General features: G+C 63.9%; 9 protein-coding genes and 2 tRNA genes. 3 read left to right on the forward strand and 8 right to left on the reverse strand.

Features of this window, described 5'->3' with window-relative positions; genetic code table 11:
• Positions 1-220: 220 nt before the first annotated feature.
• The 5 genes from HNE05_RS11745 to HNE05_RS11765 all read right to left on the reverse strand — a co-directional run bounded on the left by HNE05_RS11745 (position 221) and on the right by HNE05_RS11765 (position 6,977).
• A complete protein-coding gene (locus HNE05_RS11745) occupies positions 221-3,289 on the reverse strand; it encodes an efflux RND transporter permease subunit (RefSeq protein ID WP_173207264.1) in 3,069 nt (1,022 codons plus the stop codon).
• Positions 3,286-4,311, reverse strand: a complete 1,026-nt coding sequence (locus tag HNE05_RS11750; protein WP_173207267.1) for an efflux RND transporter periplasmic adaptor subunit — start codon at positions 4,309-4,311, stop codon at positions 3,286-3,288. Before HNE05_RS11750 ends, HNE05_RS11745 begins: the two co-directional genes overlap by 4 nt.
• A gap of 131 nt (positions 4,312-4,442) precedes the next feature.
• Positions 4,443-5,222: an ABC transporter permease gene (locus HNE05_RS11755; RefSeq protein ID WP_173207270.1), complete on the reverse strand. Its 780-nt coding sequence runs from the start codon at positions 5,220-5,222 to the stop codon at positions 4,443-4,445.
• Positions 5,219-6,151 (reverse strand): ABC transporter ATP-binding protein, encoded by a 933-nt coding sequence (locus tag HNE05_RS11760; RefSeq protein WP_173207273.1) that lies wholly within the window; start codon positions 6,149-6,151, stop codon positions 5,219-5,221. The genes HNE05_RS11755 and HNE05_RS11760 overlap by 4 nt, the downstream gene beginning before the upstream one ends.
• A gap of 151 nt (positions 6,152-6,302) precedes the next feature.
• Positions 6,303-6,977, reverse strand: a complete 675-nt coding sequence (locus HNE05_RS11765; RefSeq protein WP_173207276.1) for a transglutaminase-like domain-containing protein — start codon at positions 6,975-6,977, stop codon at positions 6,303-6,305.
• Positions 6,978-7,134: 157 nt separating this feature from the next.
• Between HNE05_RS11765 and HNE05_RS11770 the strand changes: the two genes are divergently transcribed.
• Positions 7,135-9,582, forward strand: coding sequence for an acyl-CoA dehydrogenase (locus HNE05_RS11770; RefSeq protein ID WP_173207279.1), 2,448 nt, complete (start codon positions 7,135-7,137; stop codon positions 9,580-9,582).
• A gap of 72 nt (positions 9,583-9,654) precedes the next feature.
• Positions 9,655-10,065, forward strand: coding sequence for a PA2817 family protein (locus HNE05_RS11775; RefSeq protein WP_173207282.1), 411 nt, complete (start codon positions 9,655-9,657; stop codon positions 10,063-10,065).
• A 129-nt stretch (positions 10,066-10,194) separates the two neighbouring features.
• Here the strand turns inward: HNE05_RS11775 and HNE05_RS11780 are convergent.
• A tRNA-Gly gene (locus HNE05_RS11780) sits at positions 10,195-10,270 on the reverse strand.
• A gap of 5 nt (positions 10,271-10,275) precedes the next feature.
• Positions 10,276-10,351 (reverse strand) — tRNA-Glu (locus tag HNE05_RS11785).
• A 222-nt stretch (positions 10,352-10,573) separates the two neighbouring features.
• On the opposite strand from HNE05_RS11785, the gene HNE05_RS11790 reads away from it, so the two are divergent.
• Entirely contained in the window at positions 10,574-11,341 is a 768-nt protein-coding gene (locus HNE05_RS11790; protein ID WP_173207285.1) for a hypothetical protein, read from the forward strand.
• Positions 11,342-11,735: 394 nt separating this feature from the next.
• Here HNE05_RS11790 and HNE05_RS11795 read toward each other — a convergent pair whose 3' ends face one another.
• Entirely contained in the window at positions 11,736-12,623 is an 888-nt protein-coding gene (locus HNE05_RS11795; protein ID WP_173207288.1) for an ATP-binding protein, read from the reverse strand.
• Positions 12,624-12,686 lie beyond the last annotated feature (63 nt).

The raw sequence follows: 12,686 nt of genomic DNA on the forward strand, positions 1-12,686 counted from the left end.
CCGCCGCATCTCACCTGACGCCATCAAGCAAGTAGCCTGGATATCTGTACGGTGGAAAACGCTGCGCGGTTTTCCACCCTACGCGACCTTGAGCACTCTGTAGGGTGGACAACGTTTACTTGTCCACCAGCTTTTTCGACAGGCAGCGCTGGGTCGGTAGCTGTCTTGACGAGTGACTTGTTCGGGCCGGCAGCAGCCGACCACTCAACCTGCAAACACCCTAAGCCAACCCCACCTCACCCTGCCCCACCTCCAGCGGCTTCCAACGCCGCAGCAGGCTGTACAACGTCGGCACCACGAACAGGGTGAAGAAGGTGCCGACCAGCAGGCCGCCGACGATGACCATGCCGATCTGCTGGCGGCTCTCGGCGCCGGCACCGCTGGCGATGGCCAGCGGTAGCGAGCCGAGCACCATGGCGCCGGTGGTCATCAGGATCGGCCGCAGGCGCTGCACCGCCGCTTCCATCACCGCTTCGTGCAGCGCCCTGCCCTCGCGCAGCAGGTGGTTGGCGAACTCGACGATAAGGATGCCGTGTTTGGTGATCAGGCCGATCAGCGTCACCAGGCCGACCTGCGAGTAGATGTTCAGCGTGCCGCCGAACAGTTTGAGCGCCAGCAAGGCGCCGGCCATCGACAGCGGCACGCTGAGCAGGATGATCAGCGGGTCGAGGAAGCTCTCGAACTGCGCGGCCAGCACCAGGTAGATGAAGATCAGCGCCAGCACGAAGATCAGCGCCACGCCGCTGCTGGAATCCTTGAAGTCGCGCGAGGTGCCGGTGTAGTCGAACTGGGTCTCGGGCGGGAAGATCGCCCGCGCCTTCTCTTCCAGGTGATCGAGCGCCTCGCCGAGGGTGTAGCCGGAGCCGACGTTGGCGGTCACCGTCACCGCGCGCAGCTGGTTGAAATGGTTGAGCTCGCGCGGCGCCACGGTCTCGCGCACTTCGATCAGGTTGGACAATTGCACCATGTTGTCATTGCGCCCGCGCACGTAAACGCGGTTGAGGTCTTCCGGGTTGCTGCGATCCACGCCCTGCAGCTGCACCAGCACGTCGTACTGCTCGCCGTTCTGCTTGAAGCGGGTCACCTGGCGGCTGCCGAACAGGCTTTCCATGCTCCTGCCAATGGTCGCCACATCGGTGCCGACCGCCACCGCCTGCTCGCGGTTGACCGTGACCTTGAGCTGCGGGGTGTTCAGCTTGAGGTCGGTGTCCAGGCTCTCCAACCCCGGATAACCGCGCACCTCGGCCAGCAGCTGGTCGACGTACTGCTGCAGCTCGGCGTACTCCAGCGAAGAGCGGATAACGAAGTTGACCGGCTGGTTGCGCGCGCTTTGCCCCAGCGGCGGACGGTTGATCGGGAAGGCGCGCACGCCGGGGATGTCCTGCAGCTTGGGCAGCAGTTCGTCACGGATCTCGAACTGGCTGCGCTCGCGCTTGTCCCAGTCCTCCAGCTTCATGAACGACAGGCCCTGGGCCACCGTGGGGAAGCCGACGATGACCATGTAGCGGTTGGTTTCCGGCACCGCGTCGTAGGCGGCTTCCAGCTGCTGGGCGTAGCGGCTGGTGTACGCCAGCGTGGCGCCGTCCGGGCCGTTGATCGAACCGACGATGGTGCCGGTGTCTTCGGTCGGCGCCAGCTCGCTGCGCAGGCTGCCGAACAGCCAGGCGCACAGCAGGAGGATGCCCAGCAGCAGCGCCAGCACCAGCCACCAGGCGCGCAGCACCCGTTCCAGGCCATGGCGATAGCTGTAGGTCAGGTTGTTCAGGAAGCCTTCGATCAGGTTGTAGACGCGACTGTGTTGCTGCTGCGGCTGATGGGCCTTGAGCAGGTGGCCGCACATCATCGGCGACAGGGTCAGGGCGACGAAGCCGGACACCAGCACGGCGCCGGCCAGGGTCCAGGCAAACTCGGTGAATAACTTGCCGGAGGTGCCCTGCATGAAACCGATGGGCGCATACACCGCGGCCAGGGTCAGGGTCATGGCGATCACCGCGAAGGCGATTTCGCGGCTACCGACGAAGGCCGCCTGCATCGGCTTCATGCCCTGCTCGATATGCCGGTGGATGTTCTCCAGCACCACGATGGCATCGTCCACCACCAGGCCGATGGCCAGGACCATGGCCAGCAGAGTCAGGGTATTGAGGGTGAAGCCCATCATCAGCATCAGCGCACAGGCACCGATCAGCGACACCGGGATGGTCACCAGCGGAATCAGGGTGGCGCGCAGCGAGCGGAGGAACAGGAAAATGATCAGGATGACCAGCAGCACCGCTTCCCAGATGGTGGTGTAGACGTTGCTGATCGACTCGCGGATGAACAGCGAGTTGTCGTTGGCCACCGCCATCTGCATGCCTTCGGGCAGCAGCTTGCGCACCTCGGGCATGGCCTCGCTGAGGCCATCGGAAATCTCCAGCGGGTTGGCCGTGGCCTGTTTGACCAGGCCCATGGACACCGCCGGCTTGCCGTTGAAACGCACCACCGTGCGCTCGTCGGCGGCGCCAATTTCGGCATGGCCAACATCGGACAGGCGCAGCAGATAGCCACGCGAGTCGTCGAGGATGATCTTGTTGAAGTCGTCCGCAGTCTTCAGGTCGGTTTCCGAGAGTACGGAAAACTCGCGCTGCACCGACTCGATGCGCCCGGCCGGAATCTCCACGTTCTGCCGGCGCAGGGCGTCTTCCACGTCCTGCACGGTGAGGTCGTGGGCGGCCAGCTTCTCCGGGTCGAGCCAGATGCGCATGGCGAAGGTGCGCGCGCCGCGGATCTGCACTTCCGAGACGCCGGGGATGCTCTGCAGGCGGTCCTGCACCACCCGCTCCAGCACATCGGTGATCTCCATGGCGGAGAAGCGCTCGCTGTAGAACGCCAGCCAGATCACGGGCTGGGCGTCAGCCTCGACCTTCTGCACCAGCGGTTCGTCGATCTCGTCCGGCAGCAGACTGCGTACCCGGCCGAGGCGGTCACGCACGTCGTTGGCGGCCTCGTCGGAATTGCTGCCAAGGCGAAATTGCGCGGTGATCTGGGTGTTCTCCGAACGGCTGATGGAGCTGACGAAATCCAGGCCTTCGATGCCGGACAGCACGTCCTCGATCGGCTGGGCCACCTGGGATTCCATGATCTCCGGGCTGGCGCCGGGATAGATGACGTTGACCGTGACGATCGGCACGTCGATGTTCGGGTACTCGCGCACGGCCAGGCGCTGGTAGGCCATCAGGCCGAGCAGGACGATGATCAGCGACAGCACGGTGGCGAACACCGGCCGGCGGATGCAGATATCCGAGAGGGTCATACGCCCTCCCCGCGCTTGACCGTGCGTACCTCGCGGCCCGGCGCGACCTTCTGCCAGCCGGCGCTGATCAGCGTCTCGTCACCCTGCAGACCCTCCACCACCTCGGCCTTGCCGCGCAGGCGCTGGCCGATGCGGATCTGCCGGCGCTCGACCTTGCCATCCACCACCAGGTTGACGAACAGCAGCTGGCCCATGGGCATCACCGCTTCCTCGGGAATCAGCAGGGCCTGCGGGCGTTCGGCGAGGATCACCGAGACCTTGACGAACTGACCGGGCTTGAGGCGCTGGTCCTGGTTGTCGACCTGGGCGCGGATGGCCTGGCTGCGGCCCACTTCGTCCAGGCGCGGGTTGAGGGCGATGATCGTGCCCTTGAAGCGCTCGCCGGGGTAGGCATCCAGGCTCAGCTCGATGGCCTGGCCGAGACCCACCTGGCTGACGGCCTTCTGCGGAATGCGGAAATCCACCTTGAGCGGGTCGAGCACTTCCAGGTTGACCAGGTCCTGGCCGGCGCTCAGGTAGTCGCCGACGCTGACCTGGCGCAGGCCGAGCACGCCGTCGTAGGGCGCGCGGATCTGCGTCTTGTCCAGGCGCGCCTGGGCCAGGGCCAGGCTGGCACGAGCGGCTTGCTGCTGGGATTGCGCCTCGTCCTGGGCCTGGGCATTGCTGGCGCCGCGCTTGAACAGCAGCTGGGTGCGCGCAAAGCTCTTTTCCGCCAGATCGAGATTGGCCTGGGCCTGGGCCAGCTCGGCACGGGCAATCGCATCATCCAGGCTGACCAGCAACTCGCCGGCCTTGACCGCCTCGCCTTCGCGAAAATGCACGGCCGCCAGGCGCCCGCCCAGCTCGGGGCGGATCACGGTCGACTCATCGGAGCGCAGCGAACCGAAGGTGATCAGCTCGTCGCGCACCAGCGTCCGCTCAGGTTGCACCACTTCCACCAGCGGCGCCTGCTCGGCCAGGGCGGGCAGCGAACTGCAGGTGAACAGGCAGGTGAGCAGCAAGGCGGGGCGGAGGGAAGACATCGTTCGACCTTTTTATTGTCCAGGCGGTCGAGTTTAACGGCGGTTGCGCCAGCTGCCGACCGCAGAAAGTGTTACCCCATGTACTAGGGTCTCGTTTCGTTCGCGAACCGCGAACGAAACGGGAACAGCCCCTACTGACGCATGCCCCGGCCGCTCTGCAACAGGCGAATGCAGACGATGTAGAGCACGCTGCTGGCCAGCAGCATCATGCCGATGGCGACGCCGATATTGATGTCGGAGACGCCGAGAATGCCGTAGCGGAAGGCATTGACCATGTGCAGGATGGGGTTGGCCAGCGACACCGTCTGCCAGAACTCGGGCAGCAGGCTGATCGAGTAGAACACCCCGCCCAGGTAGGTCAGCGGCGTCAGCACGAAGGTCGGGATGATCGAGATGTCGTCGAAGTTGCGCGCGTACACCGCGTTGATGAAACCGCCGAGGGCGAAGGTGATGGCGGTGAGGATGATCACCAGCACGGTCACGCCCAGGTGGTGCACCTGCAGGTCGGTGAAGAACAGCGACAGCAGGGTGACGATAAAGGCCACTGCCAGGCCGCGCAGCATTCCGCCGACGACATAGCCGATAAGGATGGTGTGCGGCGATACCGGCGACACCAGCAGTTCCTCGATATTGCGCTGGAACTTGCTGCTGAAGAAGCTCGACACCACGTTGCTGTAGGAGTTGGTGATCACCGACATCATGATCAGCCCCGGCACGATGAACTCCATGTAGCTGTACTGGCCGACATCGCCGACCTGGCTGCCGATCAGCCGACCGAAGATGACGAAGTACAGGGCCATGGTGATCGCCGGCGGCAGCAGGGTCTGCGCCCAGATGCGGGTGAAGCGGCGCACCTCGCGGACCACGATGGTCTGCAGGGCGATCAGGTTGGAGCGCAGTTCGGGACTCATTTCGCCACCTTGGCCAGGTTCTTCTCCACCAGGGAAACGAACAGTTCCTCCAGGCGATTGCTCTTGTTGCGCAGGCTCAGCACCTCGACCTTCTGCGCCGCCAGCTGGCGGAACAGCTCGGTGATGCCCAGATCCTTTTCCACCTGAACTTCCAGGGTGTGCGGGTCGACCAAGGTCGCCGGGTAGCCCAGCAATTGCGGCGCCACCAGGTGCGATTCCTTGAGGTCGAGCAGGAAGGTCTCCACGTGCAGGGTCTTGAGCAGCGCCTTCATGCTGGTGTTCTCGACGATGCTGCCGTGGTCGATGATGCCGATGTGACGACAGAGCTGCTCGGCCTCCTCCAGGTAGTGGGTGGTGAGGATGATGGTGATGCCCTTCTGGTTCAGCTCGCTGAGGAAGCTCCACATCGAGCGGCGCAACTCGATGTCCACCCCTGCGGTGGGCTCGTCGAGGATCAGCAGGCGCGGCTCGTGGACCAGCGCACGGGCAATCATCAGCCGGCGCTTCATGCCGCCGGAGAGCATGCGCGCGGGCACGTCGTGCTTGTCCCACAGACCGAGCTGGTTGAGGTACTGCTCGGCGCGCTCCTTGGCCACTTTCAGCGGGATGCCGTAGTAGCCGGCCTGGGTCACGACGATGTCGAAGACCTTCTCGAACTGGCTGAAGTTGAACTCCTGCGGCACCACGCCCAGGCAGCGCTTGAGGCCGGAAGGGTCGCGATCGAGGTCGTGACCGAACACCTCGACCGTACCGCCGCTCTTGTTCACCAGGGTGGAAAGAATGCCGATGGTGGTGGACTTGCCGGCCCCATTGGGGCCGAGCAAGGCGAAGAAGTCGCCTTCGGACACTTCCAGATCGATGCCCTTGAGGGCCTGGAAGCCATTGCCGTAGGTCTTGGTCAGCTGCCGGATGGACAGAGCGGAACTCATGGGGGCTAGGTACTCAGCAAATGGAGAAACTTAGATAGGGACGCGCCGCGGTGTTTGCAACCTGATGTTTCAGGTTAGCGGAGCCTTCGCAGCTTGCAGGAGCAGCACCCTACCCAGCCTGGGCACAAGAAAAAAGTCGCGAATGCTGATGTTAACTATCGATAGCCTGCATGGCGGCCACTTCGGCCTGCAGATCGCCGCGTAGAAACGCCGAATCGGCGGCGAACAGATGCGGGTAGCAGTGCTGCAGATGGGCGAAGAACAGCGCTTCCGGCAGGTCGTCGAACTGGCCGTGATCGGCCAGGTATTCCATGTAGCGCTCGCCCTGCTGGTTGAATGGGTGGAACACACTGTCCGTGCACCCATCGAACTCCAGCGGCGCCACCTTGAACACTCGACACAGGGCCAGATTGAACGCCGGTGTGGCCTTGACCCAGCGCCCGTCGAGCAGCAGTTCGGTGTAGCCATGCATGGCAAACACTTCGCTACGCAGTATCTGCAGCAGGCGCGGGCTGGACAGGTGATTGCGCACATCGGCCAGACCGATGCGGGCCGGGATGCCGCAATGCCGGGCGCAGGCCGCCAGCAGCAGGGCCTTGGGCACGCAGTAGGATTCGCCGGCGGCCAGCGCATGGCTGGCTTTCAGGGTTTCGGGATCGCGACTGAAGCTGTAGGGGTTGTAGCGGATCTGGTCACGCACCGCGTAATACAGGCTAACCGCCTGCTCGCGCGGATCAGCGCTGGCGCCGCGCCAGGTTTCGCTGAACTCGACTACCAGGGGGTGGTCACTATCAACGAAGCGAGCAGGTTGCAGACAGGCTTGCATGGCACTCTCCAAGGGCTTTGTCCCAGTCTAGCGGCACGCCTCGGCACAGAAAGCGGCGTTCCGGCCAAGCTCACCGCCCTTGACGCCAATCAAACCTTGGTTTTCGAGCCGAGTTCACGACGGAGCCCACTGCTCACGTCATCACGGAGGATTCGACATGCTGGTTGTCTGGCTTTTCGTTCTGCTGCTCGGCGTGGCCTGGTTGGCCCATCGACGCAGTGCCCCCCTGTCCATACTCGCCGCCAGTGCCGTCTACCTGCTGGTCATGCAGGGTTTCAGCCGCGCGCCGGGCTGGCTGATGCTGGTGCTGTGGCTACCCGTACTGGCGACAGGCGCCTTCCTGCTGCTGCCGGAGCTGCGCCGTAAACTCTTCACGACGCCACTGTTCGCCTGGCTGCAAACCGCAATGCCACCCATGTCGGCAACCGAACGCGATGCCATCGAGGCCGGCAGCGTGTGGTGGGATGGCCAGTTGTTCAGCGGTCGGCCCGACTGGCAAACCCTGCTCGATTACCCCAAGGCCGAGCTGAGCGAGGAAGAACAGGCCTTTATCGACGGCCCTACCGAACAACTGTGCGCCATGGTCAGCGACTGGCAGATCGGCCAGCAGCTGGACCTGCCGGAGCAGGCCTGGCAGCACATCAAGGAGCAGGGCTTCTTCGCCCTGATCATTCCCAAGCAATACGGCGGCAAGGGCTTCTCGGCCTACGCCCACTCACAAGTCGCGATGAAACTGGCGACCCGCAGCGGCGACCTGGCCTCCACCGTGATGGTGCCCAACTCTCTCGGCCCGGCCGAACTGCTGCTGCATTACGGTACCGAAGAGCAACGCAACCACTACCTGCCGCGCCTGGCCCGCGGCGAGGAGATCCCCTGCTTCGCCCTCACCGGCCCGCTGGCCGGCTCCGATGCCGGCGCCATGCCGGACGTCGGCATCATCTGCAAGGGCCAGTGGCAGGGCAAGGAAGTCATTGGCCTGCGCCTGACCTGGGAGAAGCGCTACATCACCCTGGGCCCGGTCGCCACCCTGCTCGGCCTGGCCTTCAAGGCCTACGACCCTGAGCACCTGCTCGGCGAGCAGGAAGACCTCGGCATCAGCCTGGCCCTGGTGCCCACGGCGACCCCCGGCGTGGCAATCGGCCGGCGCCACCTGCCCCTGGGCGCGGCCTTCATGAACGGCCCCAACTCGGGCAAGGACGTGTTCATACCGCTGGACTTCCTCATCGGTGGCCAGGCCATGCTCGGCAAGGGCTGGATGATGCTGATGAACTGCCTGTCGGTCGGTCGCTCGATTTCCCTGCCCGCCGTCGGCACCGGTGCGGCCAAGGCCTGCAGCCTGGTGACCGGGCAATACGCGCGCATTCGCGAACAGTTCGACGTGCCGCTGGCCGCCTTCGAAGGGATCCAGGAGGCCCTGGCGCAGATCGGCGGCAATGCCTGGTTGATGGACAGCGCGCGCATCCTCACCGCCAGCGCGGTGGATCTGGGCGAGAAACCCTCGGTGCTGTCGGCCATCCTCAAGTACCACCTGACCGAGCGCGGCCGCGCGTGCATCGGCCACGCCATGGACGTGCACGGCGGCAAGGGCATCATCATGGGGCCGAACAATTACCTGGCGCGCTCCTGGCAGGCCGCGCCCATCTTCATCACCGTGGAAGGTGCCAACATCCTTTCCCGCAACCTGATGATCTTCGGCCAGGGCGCAATTCGCTGCCATCCCTACGTGCTCCAGGAAATGACCCTGGCCGGCCGCGAGGACAGTGACCAGGCCCTGCTGGAGTTCGACCCGCTGCTGCTGCAACACATCGGCTTCGCCTGCAGCAATGCCGCCAGCAGCCTGCTGCTCGGCCTGGGCCTGGGCCGTTTCAGCGACGTACCGGGAGACAACCTCAGCCGCCCCTACTTCCGCGCATTGAACCGCCTGGCTGCTGCCTTTGCCCTGCTCGCCGATGTCAGCATGCTGCTGCTCGGCGGCGAGCTGAAACGCCGCGAACGCCTGTCGGCACGCCTCGGCGACATCCTCAGCCACCTTTACCTGGCCAGCGCCGCACTCAAGCGCTATCACGACCTCGGCTCTCCCGAATACCTGCAGCCCCTGCTGCGCTGGGCCCTGGAAGAAAGCCTCGGCCAGGCCGAACAGGCGCTGGATGGGCTGCTCAGCAACTTTCCGCAACGCAGCCTCGCCTGCCTGTTGCGGGTCCTGGCCATGCCCCTCGGCCGCCGCCACAAAGGGCCATCCGATGCGCTGGACGCGGAAGTCGCCGCCCTTATCGGCCGCGCGCGTGGCGATGCGGCGCTGGAGGAACTGCTGAGGGGCTGCTACCGCCCGCAGCATGCCGATGACCCGGTCGGCGCCCTGCAACAGGCCGCCGACTTACTGGATGCCACCCACGGCCTGCAGAAGAAGCTGCGCCAGGCCCTCAAGGACGATCAGGTGCGGCCCGCACCGGGGGAAAACCCGATCGACGCCGCCCAGCGCAGTGGCTTGTTCAGCGCCGCAGAGACACAGAGCCTGCACGCGGCGGAACAGGCGCGGCGCAAGGTGATAGACGTGGACGACTTCAGCCAGGACGAACTCAAGCTCAGCGCAGGCAAGGTGCGTTAGTCCGCACAGGGGGGACAGCCGCAGCGCGGGGCCCTATACTCGCGCGCCCGTTTTGCTTTCAGGATATCTGCCATGGCTTCCACCCACCTCGACCACCACCTCGCCCTGCTCACCCACCTGCGTGGCATCCTGGTTGCCCTGGGTGAAGCCGAACTGGTGGAAGACGATACCCACGGCCTGTTCCTCGAGCGCTATGACGAACTGCTGGTGGAACTGCCGAAAGACCCGGAGAACAGCCTGTACCTGGGTCAGGACTTGATCAGCCAGATCTTCCACCGCTACCCGCAGATCGCCCACCTGGTGCCGCGCGACCTGCTGTGGTTCTTCGGTGGCGATTGCCTGCACTTCATGCCGGACGAGGAAATCGAGCTGTACCAGAACCTCGATGAGCGTCGCTACGAAGCCGAGGCCAATGGTCAGCCCTTCGACTGGACCCAGGAAAAGCAGCTGCTGGCCCTACCACCGGAAAGCCCCAAGCATTGATGGCGAAGCGCCCCAGCTGCGGGGCGCCAACGCAAAGGCCCGCACGGCATGACCGGCGGGCCTTTTTGCATGGCGCTGAATCGCGCGCAAACAAAAACGCCGCTCGATTGAGCGGCGTTTCTGTTTATTTGGAGCGGGAAACGAGACTCGAACTCGCGACCCCGACCTTGGCAAGGTCGTGCTCTACCAACTGAGCTATTCCCGCAAATATGGCGTCCCCTAGGGGACTCGAACCCCTGTTACCGCCGTGAAAGGGCGGTGTCCTAGGCCACTAGACGAAGGGGACGTGGCCCGGAGCTTACAACAGCTTTCCGGCTCCTTTCGCTCTGCGTTTCCGCTTCTGCGTTGGGAGTGGCGCGCATTCTAGGGATGCTCTTGGAGGTCGTCAACCCTCAATCAAAACTTTTTTCAAATCAATGAGTTCAGTGTCGAAACTGATATAGCGCTATGAGCATATTAGCTAACGCACTACACTCGGGAGAAAAACAAGCGTTCGGGAGATTCATCGGTGTCCCCACTTCTCATCACCGCCTTGGTTGTTGGCGTCATCGTGCTACTCATCGCCATCGGCTACATCAACCATATGGTGGAGAGCAGCAAGCTGGAGAAGGCCCGGCTCAAGGCCGATCTCAATGATCGCGTGCGGCGTAGTCGCGATGTCTCCGACAACATGCCCGGCCAGTTGATGAGCCCGGCACTCAAGCTGCTGCTGTCGCGCCTGGAACTGCAGTTCAGCGACCGCCTGCTACCTCTCGACAAACAGAACTCCGCCCTGCGCAACCGCATTGCCGAACTGCGCGACATGGTCGCCAAGGGTGAAGACATCCCCGTACGCAATGCACCGCAACCGATCCTGACGGAAGTAAAGGCCAAGGAAGTGCGTTTCCTCCTGGAGAACTTCCATAGCCAGATCACCCGTGCCGCACAGGATGGCGCGCTGCAAGCCAACGAGGCCAAGCGCTGGATCGGCGAGATCCGCCATATCCTCGTGCAGCTGCATTTCGAGTTCTTCACCAATCTCGGCCAGCAATCCCTGCAGCAGGGCCAGCCCGGCCAGGCACGCCTGGCCTACGAGCGCGGCGTGCAATACCTGCGCAAGCAGCCCGATCAGGCCCGCTACCAGAGCCAGCTGCAACAGCTGGAGCAACAGCTGGCCCGCGCCAACGACATGGTCTTGGAAAAGGCCAAGCCCGCGCCGGACGAGCACAGCGAATTGACCGATGGCCTGCAGTCGCTCGGAGAAGACGACTGGAAGAAGAAGAACATCTACGACTGAACAGCAGTCCAAAAAAAGCCCGGCATTGCCGGGCTTTTTTGTGTGAGCTGGTTCAGTAGTCACTCAGCCTCAGGAAAATTTCAGCCAGGCGCTCGCCCCCCGCCCGATCCTCGATCACTGAAGCGCCGCAGGTGCGGACTGTCCAGATCCAGTCGTAGCCCGGATGCGATCCGGGAAGCAGGCCACTCCGCTCCCGGATTGCATCCGGACTACAACGCTGAAAAGCAGCGTTTCTCCTTGCGGCAAATGCAGCGACCAGGCAACGGAACGATGACTTTCTGGCAACACGAACAGTCCCCTCTCCCACTTGTGGGAGAGGGGAGCAAAGCGCTGAAGTGAGCAACCAGCAAGGCGTAGCCTGACTATCCCTGGCCGAGCGCTGCCAAACCGATCATTACTCACTCCCCAGCAACTGCTGGCCTACCCAGCTGCGGGCAAACTGGTAGGCACAGCGGCCATTGCGGTTGCCACGTCCCAGTGCCCAGCGAATGGCCAGGATCTCCAGCTCGTGGTTCCACTGCCATTGCAAACCGGCCTGGGCAGCCAGCACCTCGATCCAGTGGCGCACCACGGCCAGGAAATGCTCCTGGGTAAAGGGATAGAAGGACAGCCACAGGCCAAAGCGGTCGGACAGCGCGATCTTGTCCTCCACTGCCTCGCTGGGGTGCAGTTCGCCCTCGACGCGCTGCCAGTTGTCGTTGTCGCTCTCCTTCTCCGGCACCAGATGGCGGCGGTTGGAGGTGGCGTATAGCAGCACGTTGTCCGGGGCCCGCTCGAGCGAGCCATCCAGCACACTCTTCAATACCCGGTAATCGCCTTCGCCGGCTTCGAACGACAGGTCGTCACAGAACAGCACGAAACGCTGCGGCAAGCCGGCCAGTTGCTCGACCACCCGCGGCAAGTCCGCCAGGCAGTCGCGCTCGATCTCGATCAAGCGCAGCCCGCCCTTGGCATATTCGGCCAGCAGCGCCCGCACCAGCGACGACTTGCCTGTGCCCCGCGCGCCCCACAGCAGCACATGGTTGGCCGGCAGGCCGCTGACGAACTGGCGGGTATTGCGCGCCAGTTGCTCGCGCTGCACATCAATACCGACCAGATCGGCCAGGCTCAGATCCAGGCTGACCTGCAACGGCTGCAGGTAGCCGCCCTGCCCCTCGCGAAACCAGCGCGCGGCAACAGTTACATCCCAGTCCAGTGCCAAACGACGCACCGGCAACAACGGGTCGAGGCGCTCCAAGACCTCCTCGGCACGCTGCAGAAAGCTATTCAAGCGGGAATCCACGACTCACTCCTCAAAAGCACACCTGCCGACACTCAGGTGTGATGGGCTATGCTTGGCTGGCGC

This window comes from Pseudomonas campi (genome assembly GCF_013200955.2).
Lineage (GTDB): Bacteria > Pseudomonadota > Gammaproteobacteria > Pseudomonadales > Pseudomonadaceae > Aquipseudomonas > Aquipseudomonas campi.

Coding starts and splice junctions, on each gene's coding strand:
- HNE05_RS11765 (WP_173207276.1), bottom strand. CDS start 6,977: ATGCAAGCCTGTCTGCAACCTGCTCGCTTCGTTGATAGTGACCACCCC.
- HNE05_RS11770 (WP_173207279.1), top strand. CDS start 7,135: ATGCTGGTTGTCTGGCTTTTCGTTCTGCTGCTCGGCGTGGCCTGGTTG.
- HNE05_RS11755 (WP_173207270.1), bottom strand. CDS start 5,222: ATGAGTCCCGAACTGCGCTCCAACCTGATCGCCCTGCAGACCATCGTG.
- HNE05_RS11745 (WP_173207264.1), bottom strand. CDS start 3,289: ATGACCCTCTCGGATATCTGCATCCGCCGGCCGGTGTTCGCCACCGTG.
- HNE05_RS11775 (WP_173207282.1), top strand. CDS start 9,655: ATGGCTTCCACCCACCTCGACCACCACCTCGCCCTGCTCACCCACCTG.
- HNE05_RS11750 (WP_173207267.1), bottom strand. CDS start 4,311: ATGTCTTCCCTCCGCCCCGCCTTGCTGCTCACCTGCCTGTTCACCTGC.
- HNE05_RS11760 (WP_173207273.1), bottom strand. CDS start 6,151: ATGAGTTCCGCTCTGTCCATCCGGCAGCTGACCAAGACCTACGGCAAT.